The organism is Alkalispirillum mobile, assembly GCF_003664325.1.
GTDB classification, from domain to species: Bacteria; Pseudomonadota; Gammaproteobacteria; order Nitrococcales; family Halorhodospiraceae; genus Alkalilimnicola; species Alkalilimnicola mobilis.
Map to the genome: position 1 here is coordinate 850,392 of NZ_RCDA01000001.1, position 17,769 is coordinate 868,160.

The following is a 17,769-nucleotide window of genomic DNA, read 5'->3' on the forward strand; positions in this document are numbered from 1 at the left end:
TGCCGTATTCAAGGCCTTTACAGTTGATACTCTGAAGTGAGTTTTGATTGTAATTTTCTCGCTTCTCGAAATGCCTCCTTAAGAATTTTTTTATCCAGTTCATTTAGCTCGGTGGGTGAAACATGATTGCTTAGCGGCTTCCCGGCCGCTGCCTGCTCCTGGTGCTTACGGGTGCGCAGCACCTGGATGTAGTGGTAGGCGATGATCCACGCCTCCACATCACCCCGGGCAAGGGCACCGGCCTCTGCCGCCTCCTTGAGGCGGTCCACCGTGTTGGTGGCGGGCAGCCGATGAGCCAGGGAAAAGATACGCGCCGCGTCCGTGAAGGGCGTGACGCCGTTGAGCTTGAGGTCGATGACATCGCGCTGGTCGCCGTGGCTCCGCGTGACGAAGTCGCGGATCACGCCCAGCGGCGGCCGGTTGCGCAGGGCGTTGGCCGCCATCTGCTTGCGGAACCGGCTGTTGCGCGAGGTGCGCTCGAGCAGCCACGCGCGCAGGCCCTCGGCCCCGGCGGCCGCCCCATAAATGACCCGGAAGTCGAAGAAAATGGCCGCCTTTAGCAGGTGCTCCGGCGTGCCCTGGTCGATCCAGCGCTTGAACCGCTGCTGCCACTCTTCCAGCGACAGGCAGCATTCCGGATTGCTGGCCATGATGTTGCCCGGGCAGAGCGGGTAGCCGCAGCGGTCCAGCGCTTCGTTGATGCGCCGCGCTACCGGCAGCAGGCGCTTGCGCAGGGCGTCGGCATCGGGCCCGTCATCGGGCACCATGAACAGGATGCCGTTGTCCTGGTCGGTCTTCAGGGTCTGCTCCTGGCGCCCCTCGCTACCGAAGGCAATCCAGCAGAAGTCGATATCGGCCAGGTCGTCATCACTGTCGGCCAGGCAGAGTTCGATGATCCGCTCGCCAATGTGGTCGTTGAGCAGCGTGATGATCTGCATGATCTGCCCGACCTTCACGCCTTGGTCGATCATCTGCCCCACCAGGCGGTGGATATCGGCCTGCAACGGGGCCAGGGCCTCTACCGACTTGGCCCGCTTGATAGTGCGGGTCAGGTTCACCAGGCCCACCCGCTGCAGGGAGAAGAGATCCCGCTCGGAGATCACCCCCTGAAGCCGACCCTGATCGACCACGCAAATGTGGTGGATGCCGTGCTGCGCCATGACCATGGCCGCCTCGAAGGCGAACGCCGTCGATGGCATGGCCACCGGGTCGGGGGTCATCACGTCCCGGATGGGGCGGGTCAGGTCCACCTGGGGCAGGGCTACGCGGCGCAGCAAATCGTGCAGGGTGAAGACACCGAGCGGGGCGAGCTGGTCATCGGTGACGATGACGCTCCCGACCCGCCCGGTGTCCATGGCCTGCAGCGCTTCTTTTATTGTGGTCTCCTCCCGGCAGGTAACCGGTTCGCGCCGCAAACGCTCGCTCAGGGGGATATCCAGCGAGGTATCGCCGTTCCCCAGCCCCTTCACCTCCTGGCTCTCGTACTGGACCAGGATCTGGTCGAGCATGGTGGAGAGCCAGCGCGTGCAGAAGGAGTGAAACTCCTCCGACACGTGCAGCAAATGGGTAAAGTCGCCTTTATCGAGTTCGAAACAGGTGGTTGCTTCCAGGGCCCGGTGGATAGTGCGCGGCGGCTTGCCCGTGATGAGTGCGCCCACTGGGAAGCACTCGCCGGCGTGGAGTTCCCAGACGGGACGACCGTCCTGCTCCTCGCCCCGGGGCGACTCCCCGCCCACGCGGCCCGAACGGATGATGAACAGGCGTTCGGCGGGACCATCGTCGGGATGAATCAGCGCCTCGCCCCGGGCGTAGTCCCGCGTGGTCAGGCGCTCCACCAGGTAGTCCAGGTGCTCGCCGGCCATGTCGTCGAAGGGCGCGTACTGACGCAGGAAGGCCTGCACTTCCTCCCGGGGGGAGGCCGTGGCGCCCTGCTCCAGCTTATTGTGATTGTCGTCGCCCATCTGCAAGCCACTGTGCTCCTGTAAGTACCGCACAGTGGTTTGCAGGAGTCGTGCCAATGCAGTGGCACCTAGGAATCAGCAGCTTGGAGCGGGGTAACACAGAGGCGTGTCACCCGAGGTAACAGCTTGTCACCGTTAGTGACGTGAGGATTCGCAACGGGAGGTAACCCGAGGTAACGCCGGAGGGTCAGCTGCGGGCGGATTCCATCCCTTCACCCGATGCACTGAAGACCGCGCTGCGATGGCGGAGTTCCGCGGCCATGTGGGAAGCTTTCATGACCTCGCCGAAGGTGCGGTAGCCCTGCGCCTCCAGCCGCTCGATGATGCGGACCAACAACTCGGCCGTGGCCAGCGTGTCACCGAGCGCGGTGTGCCGCCCGGTGATCGCGATACCGTACCGGTCACAGAGCGCGTCCAGGGAGTGATCCTCCTCGTCCCCGTCCAGCAGGGCGGAGAGCAGCAGCGTGTCGAGCACCGGGTTGTCGAACGTCACCCCGGCCTCGCGCTCCTTCATGCTCACGAACTTCATGTCGAAGGCCGCGTTGTGCGCCACCAGCACATCGTCACCGGCGAAGGACTTGAACTGCGGCAGCACCACCTCCACCGGCGGCTTGTCCTGCACATCCTCGTCGGTGATGCCGTGGAAGCGGATCGAGCCGGGCGGGATGGGACGACCGGGATTGATCACCCGGTCGAAGGTCTCGCCGGTGAGCACCCGCCCTTTGACCACCCGCACCCCGGCTATGGAGATGATTTCATCCCCCCCCTCGGGGTTGAGCCCGGTCATCTCGCAGTCGAACACCACAAAGCTGAGCTCCGCCAGCTTCTTGGCGGCCAGCGTCTTGTCACCGGCGTACTCCTGCATGAGCCCGAAGTCGTAGAACTCCGGGCGCGCGGGCAGCCGCTCCTCTTCCTGCATGAACTGCGGCCGATGCGAGGCCATCAAGGGCAGGCGCAACAGGGCGTACCCCTCACGCTTGGCCGACTGGCTCCAGGGCTCGCAGCCGTGGCGCTCCAGGGCATCCCCCAGGCGCTGGGCCCCCACTTCATCGTCCGCGCAAGGGCTCTCCATCCAGCGGTTCAGCTCGCTGGTGGGGATCGGATCACCCGCCCAACTGATATCCACATAGACCCGCCGGTCGCCCAGCAGGGCCTCCACGTCGTAGGTCGTCGCCCCGGTATATTCGTGGATACGGCGAACCAGGCAGTCCATGGCGAGCATTAGCGAGAGGCTGTCGCCGTGCACCCACAGCGGCAGCCCCACCAGGGTCACGCGAACATCCGGCAGGTCTTTCAGCCGCTGCTGCAGGCAATTAACGAGGTCGCCGACGAAGACATCGGCCATGGGCCAGCGCCCGAGGTTATAGCCCCGGATCTGGTGCGCCAGGTCATCGATCTGCTCACTCAGCTTTTCACTCTCGCTGCGGATGACCTCGTCGAAGGACCGGCGCTCGTCGGGCTTCATCTCCGGGTAACTGGCCACGGTCTCCGCCGCGGCGCGCAGGTTGCCCACCACGCCGCGCAGATCCCGGGTCAGCGCCCGGCGCACGGCGTCGCCCTGCGCAAGCCGGCTCAGATCGCTGGATATGTCGACCAGGGTGATCAGGTAGCCGGTGATCTGCCCCTGGCTGTTCTGGATCAGTGCCATCCGGCCGTGGAACATGCGCTGGGCGTCGGCGCTGGTGCAAACGAAGGGCGCGGAGAGTTCCGCTGGCAGATCCACGTCCCCCCCGTGGCGCCGTTCCAGGCGCTCCAGAGTGTGCTGCACGGGTGGGCTGGACAGGACATTGAACAGCGGCCGCCCCAGACCGATGGCCTCCGGGTGGCCGAGGATGCTGACCGCCGCCCGGTTGTAGAGCATGACCTGGTGTTGCCGGTTACAGACCAGCACCCCCTCGCTAAGCCCCTGGAGAATGGTCTCCAGCCAGGTCTTTTGCTCGGAGAGTTCGGCGGTGGCCGACTGCATGGCCTTGCGGGTCTCGCGCCGGGACTTGCGCAGCGCATCCGCCAGCGCTTCAACCGCCTTGGTCAGATCGCCGAGCGCATGGTGCCGGGGCAGGATGATCTCCTGATCGGCCTGGCGGGACTCCAGCAGCGCGCGCACGCCCCGGGAGAGCTTCCGCGTCGGCCGCATGAGCAGCCGCTCCAGTAAAAACCAACCCACCAGCCCCACCCCGACCAGACCGACGCCGGCCAGGGTGATGACCATGGGGAGTTGCTCGCGCATGCCGGATCCCTCCGGCACGACGCTGTAGACCGCCAGGGTGAGTATGGCGAGGGCCGCCGCAACAATGCCCAGTAGGACCCAGGTAACGAACGGCCGTTGCTGCATTACATGCTTCCGGCCACGGCCGTCGGGCCGATTTGACCGGATGGCTGGTCCTGACGCGCGGGTCCTGCCATGTACTGGCGGACGCAGTCGAGCAGCTCACGGGTGCTGAACGGCTTGGTGATGTAGTCGTCTGCGCCCAGTGCAAGGCCCTTCTCCCGCTCGGTCTCACGCCCGCGTGCGGTCAACATGATGATGCCGGCATTCTCCAGGCCCGGTGTCTGGCGCATCTGCTGGCAGACCTCGTAGCCGTCCTGGCCTGGCAGCATCAGGTCGAGCAGCACCACCCGCGGCTGGTGCTCGCGCGCCAGATCGATTGCCTGGTGGCCATCAACGGCCACGTGCACGGGGTAGCCCTCCGCCCGCATGAGAAACCGGAGCGAGAGGACGATATTGGGTTCGTCGTCCACGACGAGTATGGAATCGGATTTCATGTCTCCTCCCGAAACCTTCTTCGCTGCCCGGGCCCTGCTTCGGGGCCCGTTGGATCAGCTCGTATCGTTTTGCGAAAAACATAGCACAGCGGCAAGCCGGCCGTCATGCGCCGTGATTGCAGCGTGTGTTACTTGATCGGCGGGCGCGGACTCCCTATTCTGATCGCCCAATCATTGGCATGCGGCGGGCCGAACCACCGCGGGATAGCGGAGCAGCAACATGGCGAACCAGGAAAAACGCAACGTCATTCCACCGGATCGCGTTTTACGTATATTAATGAAAATCGGCATCCCGATCGCGGTATTCAGCCTGCTCTGCCTGTGGCTGTCCTATTTCCTGGATGCACCCATTCTCCTGCCGGTTTTCTTCATCACCGCGCTGATGGCCTTCGGCATCGGGCTCGCCTACAACGTGCGGGTCGTCCTGCTGATGCTGCGGCAGCGACGGGAGGCCGAGAACGCGGAGAAATAGACGCGCCCTGCCCGGACTCAGACATCGCCCACCAGGAGCCGGCGCAGGCGGCGTAGCAGCGAGGACGATGTCTTCATGCTCCGCACCAGTTGGTCCCGCTCACGGCTGGTGAGCGCGCCGGGCGGCACGTGGGCGCGCGGCGGTTGCCCGGCCAGGCTCTCCTGGACCTGGCGGGCCAGCAGCAGCCGGCACATGAAGCCGTGGGCATGCAGCAATGCATCCAGGCCGTCCGCGTCCAACACCCCCTCGTCGTGCAGTCGATTCAGCCGCTCGCGGGTACTGGTGGCCTCCACGCCATGGGCCAGCGCGTAGAGCCTGGCCGCCTCGACAATAGGCATGATGCCGTTGCGCTTGAGGTGGATCTCACCCTCGTGGGCGGAATCGCCCGGCTCGGTGACCAACCGGTCGAACCAGCCCAGCCCGACCTGCTTGGTGGAGTCATTCAGCATCAGTGCCCGCATGAAACCACTGGAGCCACCGATCCGCTCCACCATGGCACCACGCAGGCTCCGCCCCAGGGCGAAATCGCCGCATACCGCACGGAAGTCGAGCAGGATGCTGGCGTTCAGCAGGGCCTGCGGGCTGCGGCTGCGCTTCCAGTAGTCCAGCTGCGCCAGCCATTGCGAGTACGTCTTGCGCCATAGCGGGTTGCTGGCCATCACGTCACCGGCGCAGTAGGGAATGCCCACCGCGTCCAGGTCGCGGGTCAGGCGCCGGGCCAGCTCGGCGAAGTAGGCGTCCACCGCGGTGTGCTCCGCATCCGGGTAGTCGGCGATGACCAGGCCGTTGTCCTGGTCCGGCCCCAGGAAGCTCTCCTGGCGCCCTCCCGAGCCCATGACGATGACGGCAAAACCCACCGGCGGCCGCCCCCAGCCATCCAGCGCCAGCCCCTCCACGGTGTTTCTGACCAGCTGGCGATAGATGTCCTCGTTGATGCCGGAAAGGAGCGCCTGGATCTCCGGGGCATCCAGTCGGTCGGCCAACAGGTCCGCCGCCAGTTCCGGCTGGGCGTGGCGCATGGCGCGGAGTCCCTCCACGGTGGCGGCCTGGGCGAAACGGTCCAGCCGCTCCAGGTAGCGGGGCAGCCCGGCGCCCAGGGCATCGGCCCGCGAGAGCAGCCCCATCACCCGTCCGGCATCGTCCACCACCGGCAGGTACTGCGCCCGGGTGACCCGCATGACCCCGACCAGGCGGTAGAGCCGCTCATCGTGGCGGGCCACCCGCAGCGGCCCGGTCAACACCTCGCCCACCGGGGTGCCGGACGGGACGCGGAAGGCCACGCGGTGGGTGACATCGCGACCGCTCAGCTGGCCGACCACACGACCGGCACCCCGGGTGATGACCGCACAGTTGCTCCCGGTTTCCGCCATCCTTGCAGTGACGTCCTCGCAAGGCGTGTGCTGGTCGCAGACCACCAGCGCCGGGCGCATGGCATCCTTGGCGGTACGGGTGAACAGTGCTGAATAGCCAGCCACAGCGCCTCCTAACCCGAACGTGTCCATTAGCTAACGGGGGAAAGCCCGGCGCTGAGGCAGCGCCGGGCCGTTACCGGCAAGCATGGCACGAAGAGGGCATCCCGTCTGCCGCCCGGCCCTGACCCAGGGGCCACCCCGGGCTGGGTGCGCCCGGCACCCTTCCGGTACACTGCCGCACACATCCATAGACCGGCGTTGATGAGGCCCGCGACGCTCATGCCGCACAGAGACCATGAATCCCTTCCCTTCGGCCAGTGGTTACTGGCGTTCTGGTTCGCCCATTGGCACCTGGCACGGATGCCCCGCGCCACCGAGGAGGACCGCCTGCGGCGGGCGGCGTGGTGCCGGGATCACTGCGGCAAGTTTGCGGCGCGCTGGTTTATCCTCGCCCTGGTGCTGATCGCCGTACAGACATCACCGCTGGGTACGCTGTTCATTGTCGGCACCGTGCCGTTGCTGCTGCCGCTCTTCCCGCTCGCCTTTGCGATCGCCATTGCCCACGTGGCCTCGCAGATCGTCTCGCAGAAAAAGGCCGGTCCTCCCCGCATCGATCCACCGCAGGAGTGGCGCAAGGAAGATGACGACGAGGACGACCGCCGCTTTTAGTCCACACCACCGCCCGGCGCAGGGGGCGATAAGGCGATAGACGCCCCGGGGGTTTCCAGGATGTGCTCGAGTTGGAAGGGCCGCATCATGGGGGCATCGATGTCGATGGTCATCTCCATGTTGGCCACCGGGTAGGGCACCGCGGTTATGGTGGTGTCCACCGCCTCGTACCCGCCCACCCGCGGATAGCCGGTGATCACGCCGGTGAACGCGTTCCCGGAGGGTGAGACGGCCTCCAGCAGCTCCCCCTCGTCGATCTCGCCGCGACGGGCCATCAGGGCCAGTCGGGCCGAGGTCCCGGTGCCGGTCGGGCAACGCCAGATCACACCGGGGTGGCCGTAGGTGGCAGAGGGGGTGTGCAGGCGGCCGTCGGCCCGCCGCTCCACCGGGCCCATGAAGTGCAGAAAGCGCGGCAGCCCGACGGCCCCGAGCTCCGGGTGCTGGTGCCGAAAGTCCCCCTGCACCGCGTTGACGATACGCTCCGCGGTCAGGATCATGCCGCCGGTCTGCTCCGCCACCACCCGGTGCCCGAGGCTGGCGGCATCCACCATGATGTAATACCCCCCGCTCCAGACCAGGTCGTAACGCACTTCGCCCAGACCGGGCACCTGGACCACCTCGTCCTGGGCCTGGATGAAGGCCGAGGAGCCCTGCGCGGTCACGGATTCCACTACCCCGTCGCGGTTGCGCGCCCGCACTGTCGTGAGCCCGCCCGGCGCCTCTAACCGCAGGGTCTGTTCACCCTCCTCCATGGGGATCAGCCCCGCCTCGAGCACCGCGGTGGCGGTGGCGATGGTGTTTGAGCCCGAGTAGTAGGGGTACCCCATCACCTCCATGATCACGTAGCCCAGTTGCGCCTCCGGGAGACAGGCGGGCATCACCAGGTCCACGCACATGGAGTCGTAGCCGAACGGCTCGCTGATGAGCAGTCGGCGCAAGCCATCCGCGCGGGATTCCAGGTAGTCCATGCTGTCGCGGACGGTCGGGCCAGGGCAGCGGGCCACACCGCCCATCACCACGCGGTGCACGTCGCCGCCCACGTCCACGTCCACCAGCCGCAACCGGCGCAGGCTCGCCTTAGCGCGCATGGGGGCGGCCCACCTCGTCCCACTTGTGGTCGGGCACCACCACCAGCTTGCCGATGTAGGCCTTCTCCATGAAGTCGCGCTGGGCACGGTGGAAGTCGGATAGCCGGTAGGTGTTGTAGAGCAACGGCTTGATTTTACCCGCCTCGATATAGCGGACCAGGCGCTGAAAGTCCTGGCGGGTGCCCTGGGAGGAGCCGTGCAACTGCAGGTGCTTCAGGTACATGGTGCGCAGGTCGAGCTGCACCAGCGGGCCGGCAATCGCACCGGCGGTGGTGTACCGGCCTTCCGGGCGCAACACCCGCAGCAGGTCATTGAACAGGGGGCCCGCCACCAGATCGGCCACCACGTCGATGGGCGCCCCGCCGGTGGCCTCTTCCACTGCCCCCACCAGGTCCTCGGCGTCGCGGGGGATGACCGCCTCGGCGCCGATCCCACGCACCGCGTCCGCCTTGGCGGCGCCGGTCACCGCGTAAGGAATGGCGCCGCGGGCGCGGCAGAGCTGGACGATACCGGAGCCGACACCGCCCGAGGCCCCGGTCACCAGCACCCGCTCGCCGGGCCGGACCCCGGCCCGCTCCAGCATGTGCTCGCCGGTGAGATAGGCGCAGCAAAAGGTGGCCAGCTCGGCGTCCGTCAGGTCAGTGTCGACCACGTGGGCGTTCTCCGCCGGCACGGTGGTGTACTCGGCATACCCGCCGTCGCGCCCGTGGCCGATGTAGTCGATATCCGCCAGGCTGTCGTCGTCGCGGTTGTAGAGACTGAAATCCACCATGACCCGTTCACCGACCCGCGATTCCGGCACCCCCTCGCCCACGGCGACGATACGGCCAACGGTGTCGGTGCCCTGGATGCGGGGAAAGGTAAGCGTGGAGCGGCCCCGCCGCCAGGTGGACACCTCCTCGGCGTCGGTCTCGGTGCCGTAGGCCCCCTGCCGGACCCAGACGTCGGTGTTGTTCATGCCGCAGGCGCTCACCTCGATGAGCACCTCGCCGGGTGCCGGCTGGGGCCGGGGCACATTCTCGCGGTAGACCAGGACATCCAGATCGCCGTGCCCCGTCAGCTGCACGGCCCGCATGGTGGCTTCAGCCATAGGCAATGCTCCTCCTGTGCTACGACGTATAACCGACAAACCTGCTACCCCCTTGATTCTAGGACTTAAAACGCAGCTTGTGCAGCCCCGGCGTACATCCCTCGGTCAGACCAATTCGCATTTTGTTGCAGCGCACAAGGCAGTGCGTTATCATTGCCTCTGCAGTGCTTTCACTGTGGCCGAATGCTCAATCGGAGTGCCGACACCATGTCTACGTCAGCTCTCAACCCCGCTGCGATGCCGCTCCAGCAGTTGATGATCAGCCCGCTCAAGGCCCTGACCGGGCTGACACTGGTCTACCTGGAGCGCCTGATACTGGAACAGCTGACTGCTGGCCAGCAGCAGAGCGATAACCTGATCGCCCTGGCCCGCCAGGGGCTCGCCGTGCGCGACGAGGAGAGCCTCAAGGCCTTCATCCGCGCCCAACAGGAGGTGGTGAGCCGCGGCCACGCGCAGGCGGTGGATGATGTGCACAAGCAAGCGCGACTGCACCGCCTGTACCTGGAGCACATCCAGATCCTCTCCCGTGACACCACGGAAGGCCTGAACGAGGCATTCAGAACGGAGAAGCCCCGGCAGGCGGCCTGATCGCCGGGAACCAGGTGCACGCTGGCCCAGCCCGACGGCCTGTTCACCCCGGTGACGGGCCGTCATAATCCGCGTATTGGGTCACAAAGGCAGCGGAACATGCGCGCGGACGAGCACTGGTACGGCAACCCGGCCCTGGACAAGGCCTACCGCACCCTGGTGGACGAGGAGGACGCCCGCGTCTGCCGCAACATCAGCGACGAGGCGTGCCACGTCGTCCCCGGGAATTTCTTTCTCCAGATCCTCAGCCACTTCTTCACCAAACTCGGCGACGCGGTGGCCAACCCCAAGACCGTGCTGCCCTGGCTGCTCAGCGCCCTTGCCGCGCCGGGCTTTTTCACCGCCCTGCTGGTCCCTATCCGCGAATCCGGGTCGCTCATTCCGCAGCTTTTCATCGCCAGCTACGTGCGCCGCGTGGCCCAGCGCAAGTGGGCCTTCGTGCTGGGTTGCGTGCTGCAGGCGGTGGCCGTGCTGGCCATGGCCCTGGTGGCTGTCGGGCTCGATGGAATGGCGGCCGGCACCGGTCTGATCGCGGCCCTGGTGCTGTTCAGCCTGGCCCGCGGCCTGTGCTCCGTGGCCTCCAAGGACGTCCTGGGCAAAACGGTACCCAAGACCCGGCGCGGCCAGGTGAATGGTTGGTCCGCTGCTGCCGCCGGGCTGGTCACCATTACCGTGGGGGCCCTACTGCTGCTGGGCGGGGGCGAGGCCGGCGACACCGCGGTCTACCTGTTGCTGCTCGGTGGGGCCGCCCTGCTCTGGCTACTGGCGGCCGCGTCCTACGGGGCCATCCGGGAATACCCCGGCGCGACCACCGGTGGCGGCAATGCCTTTTCCGAGGCGATCCACCGGCTGGACCGCCTGCGCACCGATGCGCCCTTCCGACGTTTCGTTATTGCGCGGGCGCTATTGCTCTGCTCGGCGCTTACCGCGCCGTTCATCATCATGCTCGCGCATGAGCAGACCCGGGGCGCGGCGCTGGTGCTGGGCCTGTTCGTGATCGCAGACGGCCTGGCCAGCCTGCTCTCCGCCCCCTTCTGGGGCCGGTTTGCCGACGCCTCCAGCCGGCGGGTGATGGTGCTGGCCGGCGCAGGGGCCGGTGGCGTCGGGCTGACACTGGTAGTGCTGACCCAGGTCGCACCCGCCCTGGCACAGAGCGCCTGGCTCTACCCGCTCTTTTTCTTCCTGCTGGCCATCGCCCACGCCGGGGTGCGGCTGGGGCGCAAGACCTACGTGGTGGACCTGGCCGGCGGGGACAAGCGGACCGACTACGTCTCGGTGAGTAACACCGTCATCGGCGTGGTGCTGCTGCTGATGGGCAGTGTCGGACTGCTGACCGCCGTGGTGCCGGTCGCCGGCGTGATCCTGCTCCTGTCAGGGATGGGCATCGCCGGGGCTTGGCTGTCCGCCCGACTGCCGGAGGTCACCTGAGGCGGGGGTCTGCCCCGAATCGGTCGGCTCTACGGCCGGCACCTCGCCACCGCCGCGCCCCTCCATCTGCACGCTGAGCCGGGGCGCCGCCACGTCAATGCCCAACTCCTCCATGCGCTGTTTGAGGAGCAGGTTGAAGCCACGGGCCACGTCCCACTGCCACTCTGGTGCGGTGCGCATGCGCACCCGCAGGATAGCGCCCCCCTCATCGAAACGCTCCACCCCCTGCACCTCCAGACGGGACCAGACCCGGAAACCGAGGAAGGTATCCCGGCGGAGGTCGGCGGCCACCTCGCGCAGCAGCTTGATGGTATCGTCCACCGGCATCGACTGCGGCACCCGCACCCGGATCAGCGCAATGCCGAACTGGCGCGACATGTTGTTGATCACCTGGATCTGGCTGAAGGTGATGATGTGCAGCACCCCGTCCAGGTCGCGCAGCCGCACGGTGCGCAGGGTCAGGCCCTCCACCGTACCCATGTGTCCGCCAATCTCCACGAAGTCGTCCACCGCCAGCGAATCCTCGATCAGGATGAAGATACCGGTGATCACATCCTGCACCAGCGCCTGGGCACCGAAGCCCAACGCCAGGCCCACCACGCCGGCCCCCGCGAGCAGCGGCGTGACATTCACGCCCAGATTGGCCAGCACCGCAATGCCTGCCAGCACCAGGATGACGCTGAACAGGATGTTGCGCAGCATCGGGGTAATCGTCTGCACCCGGGCCACGTTCACCCGTCGGCCGCGGGCCCGGGCGGTGGATGTGAGCGCCCGCTGGATCGCGGTATCGGCCAGGATCCACACCAGCCAGGCCACCAGCACGGTGATAATCACCGCCAGCACCGCCTGCCCCAGGCGGGCCGTCAGGCCCTCGGTGCCCAGGCCCAGCAGCGTGCCACCCCAGACCTGCAGCGAGACCTCCACAAAGGCGACCCAGATGGCCAGGTGGCCCAGGGTGTAACCGAACCGCTCCAGGCGCTCCCGGTAGAGCGACATCCGGCGGCGACTCATCCGCCGCTCGCCCTGGCGGCGCACGAGCCGCGTGACCACCAGGGTGAAGACCAACAGCGCGGCGGTAACCATGGCGCGGGTGACGGCGGCACCCGGGTCGCCGGCCTCCAGCAGCACCGCCAACGACGACGCACCGATCAGCAGCAACGCGGGGATGTGCCAGACATTACCCAGCAGACGCAGCACATCATCGGCGGTGCTCCAGTGGTGGCGGCGGGGATAGGGCCGGTTGACCAGCAGGTGCCGGACCGGTCGTTTGAAGCGCAGCACAAAGGCCCCGAGTAGCACGGCTGCCGCCAGGCTGGCCAGAAGCGAGACCAATTCGGCCAGCTCCGCACCGAGGAAGCCGACCACCCGCTGACTGTCCAGGGCATCGGCCAGTGCCACCAACGACCCCACCGTGAATAGCAGCCCCAGCGAGCGCTCACGCAGGATGCGCACCGCCACGCGCCGGTGCCCGCGGGTATAAAGGGAGAAGACCGTCTCCGCGGCGAGGGCCAGCAGCCGACCCAACAGCGCCACGTAGGCGATGACCAGGGCGCTCGCGTGCCCCGGCGATGTCTGCAGGAACTGGTTGAGCCCCAGTACCAGGGCGAACGCCAGCGCCCAGGGCAACAGCCGGCGGGTGAAGTGCACGGCCAGCAGGTAGACGTGGGCCTCATTGGGGAGCTGATCCGGCCAGTGCTGGCGGCGATCGAGCAGCCGCGCCAAACCCAGGAGCAGGAACAGCGTGACCACCCAGAACATCAGGAAGAGGCCCGCATCCAGCAGAAACTGGGCGATATCGCCCGCGTCGGCCTCGCCGAGCAGTCGCCTAAGGTCCGCCCCGGCGTCCTCGAAGCGGGCCGCCCACGACTCCACCGGCGCCTCATCCCCGGTGGCCGCCTCACGCAGCTCCGCCAGGCCTTCACCCAGCACACCGAGGACGCCCTGCCGAGCGCCCCCCTCCAGCAACTCCTCCCCTTCGCCGAGCACGGCACGGAGCCGCCGCAGGTCTTCCAGCAACACCTCTCGCTGCTCGCCATCCTCCAGCGTGTGGATGACGTCATCGAGCGATTCCATGGCTTCCTGCCGCTCCTGCGGCTCCCGCTCCCCGCCATCGGCCGACCAGGCCGGTGCCCCGCTCCACGACAACAGGAAGAGCGCCAGCAGGCAGAGGGCGTAACGGGGCAGGCTTCGGGGCTGCGACATGGACGACAGGACCGGCGGTTGGGGACGATGCCCGCAGTCTAACGCACCCGGGCGCGGGATCTCAGGGTCGGCGCCTGCTGCCAGGCGCGATCAACCGGTTCGCAGCCCCTGCCAGGGCTGCCAGCGCCGCCGCGCCCGCTCATGCCCGCGGTAGTCGATCACCCGGCCACCGGGGCGTGCCCCCCCGGCGGGCCCGCTGGTGGGTTGCGGTGCCAGCATCCATTGCCACCAGATCACGGCGTAGAACAGGGGATTCATGGGGGCACCCTCCCGGCCACCTGGGCCGACTCGCGGTTGGTTGCTGCTCACCCATGGTATCGGCCGGGATCGCGCGCGCTTGAATGGCCGGACGGCGAGCCGGCCTCAGATCAGGCGGGCCAGCTCATCCTGGGCCGGCGGCGCCAGCGGCCGGCTGCCCTCGGGCGTGCACCAGTCCACGCCAACCGGGCCGGTGGCGACCCTGCCGATGGCAGTGCAGGCTATGCCCTTCCTTTCCAGGGCGCCGCTGATCGCCGCCGCCTCACCCGGTGGGACCGCCAGCAGGAGTGCGCCGGATGCGATGGTGGCCAGCGGGTCCAGACCCAGGTGCTCGCAGATGCGCCGGGCCAGGTCAGGAACGGGGATACGCGCCGCATCGACCCGCAGCCGCCGGCCACTGGCCTGCGCCAGCTCCCAGAGTGCGGCCTTGAGCCCGCCTTCGGTGGGGTCGTGCATGGCGTGCACCGTGCCGGCCGCCAGGGCGGCCTGGGCATCCCGGAGCACTCCGATACCCGGCTCGGTGACATAGGCGGCCGCCTCGTCCAATGCCTGCTCGCTGAACGCCCCGACCAGGCGCCCGCGGCACTCCGACGCCAGGATCGCTGCCCCCTCCAGCGGCACGCCCTTGGTCAACAGCAGCACGTCGCCCGGCTCAGCCCCGGTGGGTGTGACCAGCCGTTCCGGACCGACCTCGCCCAGCAGGCAGCCCACGGCCACCGGGCGCGTCACTGCCGTGGTCACCTCGGTGTGCCCGCCCACCAGGGTGATCCCCAGGCGCCCGCAGGCATCGGTGATCTGCCCCATGATCCGCGCCGGCTGTGCCGCCGGTGTATCCTCCGCCGGCAGCAACAGCGTGACCAGCAGCCAGCGGGGCGTGGCGCCGGTGGTGGCCAGGTCATTGACGTTGATCTGCACCAGGTATTCACCCAGGGCATCGGAAACAAAGGTGACCGGATCGGATTTGCAGACCAGCAACCGCTCGCCCAGCCGGACCACGGCGCAGTCGAGCCCGACACCCGGGCCCACCACCACGTCCTCGCCCACGGGCGGCAGACCGCCCAGCATGCGTGCCATCAGCTCGGGGGGTAGCTTCCCCGTGTCCAGACTGTCTTCGGCCATACCCTCTTCCGTCTGCGCTCGCTGTGTTAACCGGGGCCTCCAGCTGATACCCCCTCGGGGCTGACCGTTTTATGCCCCCACCCCGGCCAGGTCAACCGGCTCCGGGCAGTCCGATACCAACCTGCCCCCGCTACGGGCACCCGCAGCGCTTCACAGGGACGCCGGGGGCAGGCAAACTGGACGGAGGGAAAACGCATCAGGAGGTCCCGATGGCAGACGTCAGCAGCATCGCCAGCCTGGCCACGGGCCTGTCGCAGGCCAACCTGCAACAGGCGGTACAGACCAGCGTGCAAAAAACGGCCATGGATATTCAGGAGTCCAGTGCCCTGCAGTTGATCGATGCCACCCTGGAGGGGGGCAAGCCGGCCCCGGCCGCCCCATCGGTCCCCTCAGAACAGGTAGGCTCTCGGCTCGACGTCATGGCCTGAGCCCGCGACGACCACCGTGGCCGCGACACCCGCCCCCCGCAAGCCCAGCCTTGGCGCCCGCCTGCCGGGCGGGCCGTTGGCCATCTGGGGGGGCATCCTGCTCCTCGGTATCGTTGCCCTGGTGGTGACCTGGCAGTTCGTCGAGCCCGCCCCGCCCCGCCACGTCACCCTGGCCACCGGCACCGCCGGCGGCGCCTACGAGCAAATCGGCAGTGAATACGCCGACTGGTTCCAGGACCGGGGCATCACTCTGGAAACGGTGGCCACCGAGGGGGCAACCGAGAACTGGCAGCGCCTGCTGGAGGGCGAGGTGGACGCGGCGATCGTCCAGGGGGGCACCGCCCCGCCGGGTGCCGACGAGCAGCTGGAAGGGCTGGTCAGCGTGGCCCACGAGCCGCTGTTCGTGTTCTACCGCGACGACGCCCTGAACGCCGCGCAGCTCCTGGACAGCCGACCGGACACGCCACAGCGGCTGGACACCCTTTCCGGCCTGCGTATCGCCATCGGCGCCGAAGGCAGCGGCACCCGCACGCTGGTGCTGACCCTGCTGGAGGAACTGGGCCTCGCCGGCTCCGAGGCGTTGGAGACCGACCTGTTACCCTTGGGCGGAGCGGCCGCCAGCCAGGCCCTGCTTGACGGCGAGGTGGGCGCGGCGGCGTTTGTCATGTCCCCCAATGCCCCGTTGGTGCAGGAGTTGCTGTCCGCTCCGGGTATCAGCGCCCTCAGCCAGTCCCAGGCACTCTCTTTCAGCCAGCGCCTCCCCTACCTGGCACCGGTGACGCTCTTCGAGGGCGTGGTGGACCCGCGGCGCAACCTTCCGCCCCACGACGTGCTCATGCTGGCGCCGGCCACCTACCTGGTGAGCCGCAAGGACACCCACCGCGCCGTGGTCCAGCTCTTGGTGGAGGCGGAGCAACGCAGTCAGCGGGTGCACCTGGTGGGCAACGGCAACGAGTTCCCCTCCTTGGAGCAGATGGACATCCCGGTCTCCGAAGAGGCGCGCTACTTCTTCCAGCGCGGCCCGGGGTTCCTGCACCGCCACCTGCCCTTCTGGGCCGCCTCGCTGGTGGACCGGACGGCCATCCTGATCATCCCCCTGCTCACCATCATCATCCCGCTGGTGCGGATCGCCCCCGCGGCGGTCACCTGGAGCATGCGGCGCCGGATCTTCCGCTGGTACCGCCAGCTACGGGTAATCGACGAGGAGTTGGGCCGGCACGACGTGCCCGTGGCGCGGCTGGAGAGCGACCTGGAGCAGCTGGAGAAGCTGGACCACGACGTGTCGGAAACGGAGGTGCCACTCTCCTACATGGAGGAGTTCTACAACCTGCGCCTGCATATCGCCTACATGCGCCAGCGGGTCCGCGAACGCCTCGACCGCGCCAACTGACCCCGCCCCGATGACCCACGACCGCTTGGCACTGCTCTACGGGCTGGGCGCGGTGGGCCTCTGGTCCACGGTGGCCACCGCCTTCAAGCTGGCCCTGGAGACCCTGTCCCCGCTGGAACTGATCTGGCTGGCCGCGCTCACCTCCTGGCTGCTCCAGGGCGCGGTGCTCGGGTACCGCGGCGAGTGGCGCCAGGCACTGACGGCCCGGGGCTGGCGAACCGCCCTGTGGGCGGGCGTGCTGAACCCGGTGGCCTACTACCTGGTGCTGTTCGGCGCCTACGACCGGCTCCCCGGCCAGGAGGCGATGGCGCTGAACTACACCTGGGCGCTGACCATGGCCTTCCTGGCCGTGCCGATCCTCGGCCACCGCTTGACCGGCCGCGACCTGGTGGCCGGGCTGATCGCCTACGCGGGGGTCTGGGTGATCGCCACCCGCGGGGCGGTGCTGGACCTGCGCTTCGAGGACGGCTTGGGGGTGGCGCTGGCCCTGCTCTCCACCCTGCTCTGGGCCGGCTACTGGTTGTTCAGCGCCCGGGACAGCCGACCGGTCCTGGTGGGCCAATGGCAGAACTTCAGCGTCGCCCTGCCACTGCTCACCCTGTTCATGCTGCTGGGGCCGGGCTTCAGCTGGCCAGGCTGGGGGGCCGTGGGTGCCGGGATCTACGTCGGGCTGTTCGAGATGGGCCTGGCCTTCATGCTCTGGCAGCTGGCGGTAAACACCACCCGGCGAACCGCCCGCATCTCCAACCTGATCTTCCTCTCGCCGCCGGTCTCACTGCTGCTGCTGCACTTTATCGTGGGGGAAGCGCTGCTGCCCTCCACCTTGGTGGGTCTGGTGTTGATCCTCGCCGGACTGGGGTTGCAGCAACAGGGCCGCCAGACAAGCTGACATCTCGCCCCG

16 protein-coding genes are annotated in these 17,769 nt (G+C 67.9%); 7 read left to right on the forward strand and 9 right to left on the reverse strand.

Going from position 1 to position 17,769, the window contains the following annotated elements:
* Positions 1–17: 17 nt before the first annotated feature.
* From DFR31_RS03985 to DFR31_RS03995, 3 genes are all read right to left on the reverse strand, one after another.
* On the reverse strand, positions 18–1,961 hold the full coding sequence (locus DFR31_RS03985; protein ID WP_121441345.1) for a DUF294 nucleotidyltransferase-like domain-containing protein: 1,944 nt from the start codon (positions 1,959–1,961) through the stop codon (positions 18–20).
* A gap of 187 nt (positions 1,962–2,148) precedes the next feature.
* Complete coding sequence (locus DFR31_RS03990; RefSeq protein ID WP_121441346.1) at positions 2,149–4,293, reverse strand: 3'-5' exonuclease; 2,145 nt, start codon at positions 4,291–4,293, stop codon at positions 2,149–2,151.
* Positions 4,293–4,724 carry a response regulator transcription factor gene (locus DFR31_RS03995; RefSeq protein WP_121441347.1) on the reverse strand — a complete coding sequence of 144 codons (432 nt, stop codon included), beginning with the start codon at positions 4,722–4,724 and terminating at the stop codon, positions 4,293–4,295. Before DFR31_RS03995 ends, DFR31_RS03990 begins: the two co-directional genes overlap by 1 nt.
* A 220-nt stretch (positions 4,725–4,944) precedes the next feature.
* Here DFR31_RS03995 and DFR31_RS04000 point away from each other — a divergent pair, with 220 nt between their 5' ends.
* Positions 4,945–5,196 (forward strand): hypothetical protein, encoded by a 252-nt coding sequence (locus tag DFR31_RS04000; RefSeq protein WP_147436935.1) that lies wholly within the window; start codon positions 4,945–4,947, stop codon positions 5,194–5,196.
* A 17-nt stretch (positions 5,197–5,213) separates the two neighbouring features.
* Here DFR31_RS04000 and DFR31_RS04005 read toward each other — a convergent pair whose 3' ends face one another.
* On the reverse strand, positions 5,214–6,671 hold the full coding sequence (locus DFR31_RS04005; RefSeq protein ID WP_170153587.1) for a putative nucleotidyltransferase substrate binding domain-containing protein: 1,458 nt from the start codon (positions 6,669–6,671) through the stop codon (positions 5,214–5,216).
* A gap of 216 nt (positions 6,672–6,887) precedes the next feature.
* Here DFR31_RS04005 and DFR31_RS04010 point away from each other — a divergent pair, with 216 nt between their 5' ends.
* Positions 6,888–7,277 (forward strand): hypothetical protein, encoded by a 390-nt coding sequence (locus tag DFR31_RS04010; RefSeq protein WP_121441350.1) that lies wholly within the window; start codon positions 6,888–6,890, stop codon positions 7,275–7,277.
* Here DFR31_RS04010 and DFR31_RS04015 read toward each other — a convergent pair.
* Both DFR31_RS04015 and DFR31_RS04020 read right to left on the reverse strand, forming a co-directional pair.
* Positions 7,274–8,365, reverse strand: a complete 1,092-nt coding sequence (locus tag DFR31_RS04015) for a proline racemase family protein (protein ID WP_121441351.1) — start codon at positions 8,363–8,365, stop codon at positions 7,274–7,276. The genes DFR31_RS04010 and DFR31_RS04015 overlap by 4 nt on opposite strands.
* Positions 8,355–9,455, reverse strand: a complete 1,101-nt coding sequence (locus DFR31_RS04020; RefSeq protein WP_121441352.1) for an alcohol dehydrogenase family protein — start codon at positions 9,453–9,455, stop codon at positions 8,355–8,357. The genes DFR31_RS04015 and DFR31_RS04020 overlap by 11 nt, the downstream gene beginning before the upstream one ends.
* Before the next feature lie 207 nt (positions 9,456–9,662).
* Between DFR31_RS04020 and DFR31_RS04025 the strand changes: the two genes are divergently transcribed.
* Both DFR31_RS04025 and DFR31_RS04030 read left to right on the forward strand, forming a co-directional pair.
* Positions 9,663–10,043 carry a hypothetical protein gene (locus DFR31_RS04025; protein WP_147436936.1) on the forward strand — a complete coding sequence of 127 codons (381 nt, stop codon included), beginning with the start codon at positions 9,663–9,665 and terminating at the stop codon, positions 10,041–10,043.
* Between the two features lie 99 nt (positions 10,044–10,142).
* Positions 10,143–11,471 (forward strand): MFS transporter, encoded by a 1,329-nt coding sequence (locus DFR31_RS04030; protein ID WP_121441354.1) that lies wholly within the window; start codon positions 10,143–10,145, stop codon positions 11,469–11,471.
* On the opposite strand, the gene DFR31_RS04035 is transcribed toward DFR31_RS04030, so the two are convergent.
* The 3 genes from DFR31_RS04035 to DFR31_RS04040 all read right to left on the reverse strand — a co-directional run bounded on the left by DFR31_RS04035 (position 11,415) and on the right by DFR31_RS04040 (position 15,050).
* Complete coding sequence (locus tag DFR31_RS04035) at positions 11,415–13,673, reverse strand: mechanosensitive ion channel family protein (protein WP_121441355.1); 2,259 nt, start codon at positions 13,671–13,673, stop codon at positions 11,415–11,417. The two genes, DFR31_RS04030 and DFR31_RS04035, sit on opposite strands and share 57 nt — an antisense overlap.
* A gap of 90 nt (positions 13,674–13,763) precedes the next feature.
* Positions 13,764–13,931, reverse strand: a complete 168-nt coding sequence (locus tag DFR31_RS13840; protein WP_170153588.1) for a hypothetical protein — start codon at positions 13,929–13,931, stop codon at positions 13,764–13,766.
* A gap of 105 nt (positions 13,932–14,036) precedes the next feature.
* Entirely contained in the window at positions 14,037–15,050 is a 1,014-nt protein-coding gene (locus tag DFR31_RS04040; protein WP_121441356.1) for an AIR synthase family protein, read from the reverse strand.
* Between the two features lie 209 nt (positions 15,051–15,259).
* On the opposite strand from DFR31_RS04040, the gene DFR31_RS13845 reads away from it, so the two are divergent.
* From DFR31_RS13845 to DFR31_RS04055, 3 genes are read left to right on the forward strand one after another with little or no spacing between them, the layout of a single operon-like run.
* Positions 15,260–15,478: a YjfB family protein gene (locus tag DFR31_RS13845; RefSeq protein ID WP_170153589.1), complete on the forward strand. Its 219-nt coding sequence runs from the start codon at positions 15,260–15,262 to the stop codon at positions 15,476–15,478.
* A 16-nt stretch (positions 15,479–15,494) separates the two neighbouring features.
* Positions 15,495–16,868, forward strand: coding sequence for a TAXI family TRAP transporter solute-binding subunit (locus DFR31_RS04050; protein ID WP_121441358.1), 1,374 nt, complete (start codon positions 15,495–15,497; stop codon positions 16,866–16,868).
* A 10-nt stretch (positions 16,869–16,878) separates the two neighbouring features.
* Entirely contained in the window at positions 16,879–17,757 is an 879-nt protein-coding gene (locus DFR31_RS04055) for a DMT family transporter (protein WP_121441359.1), read from the forward strand.
* Positions 17,758–17,769 lie beyond the last annotated feature (12 nt).

Excerpts from the sequence above, each read along its gene's own strand:
- DFR31_RS03985 (WP_121441345.1), bottom strand. The coding sequence starts at position 1,961 with ATGGGCGACGACAATCACAATAAGCTGGAGCAGGGCGCCACGGCCTCC.
- DFR31_RS03990 (WP_121441346.1), bottom strand. The coding sequence starts at position 4,293 with ATGCAGCAACGGCCGTTCGTTACCTGGGTCCTACTGGGCATTGTTGCG.
- DFR31_RS03995 (WP_121441347.1), bottom strand. The coding sequence starts at position 4,724 with ATGAAATCCGATTCCATACTCGTCGTGGACGACGAACCCAATATCGTC.
- DFR31_RS04000 (WP_147436935.1), top strand. The coding sequence starts at position 4,945 with ATGGCGAACCAGGAAAAACGCAACGTCATTCCACCGGATCGCGTTTTA.
- DFR31_RS04010 (WP_121441350.1), top strand. The coding sequence starts at position 6,888 with ATGCCGCACAGAGACCATGAATCCCTTCCCTTCGGCCAGTGGTTACTG.
- DFR31_RS04015 (WP_121441351.1), bottom strand. The coding sequence starts at position 8,365 with ATGCGCGCTAAGGCGAGCCTGCGCCGGTTGCGGCTGGTGGACGTGGAC.
- DFR31_RS04020 (WP_121441352.1), bottom strand. The coding sequence starts at position 9,455 with ATGGCTGAAGCCACCATGCGGGCCGTGCAGCTGACGGGGCACGGCGAT.
- DFR31_RS04025 (WP_147436936.1), top strand. The coding sequence starts at position 9,663 with ATGTCTACGTCAGCTCTCAACCCCGCTGCGATGCCGCTCCAGCAGTTG.
- DFR31_RS04030 (WP_121441354.1), top strand. The coding sequence starts at position 10,143 with ATGCGCGCGGACGAGCACTGGTACGGCAACCCGGCCCTGGACAAGGCC.
- DFR31_RS04035 (WP_121441355.1), bottom strand. The coding sequence starts at position 13,673 with ATGTCGCAGCCCCGAAGCCTGCCCCGTTACGCCCTCTGCCTGCTGGCG.
- DFR31_RS13840 (WP_170153588.1), bottom strand. The coding sequence starts at position 13,931 with ATGAATCCCCTGTTCTACGCCGTGATCTGGTGGCAATGGATGCTGGCA.
- DFR31_RS04040 (WP_121441356.1), bottom strand. The coding sequence starts at position 15,050 with ATGGCCGAAGACAGTCTGGACACGGGGAAGCTACCCCCCGAGCTGATG.
- DFR31_RS13845 (WP_170153589.1), top strand. The coding sequence starts at position 15,260 with ATGGCAGACGTCAGCAGCATCGCCAGCCTGGCCACGGGCCTGTCGCAG.
- DFR31_RS04055 (WP_121441359.1), top strand. The coding sequence starts at position 16,879 with ATGACCCACGACCGCTTGGCACTGCTCTACGGGCTGGGCGCGGTGGGC.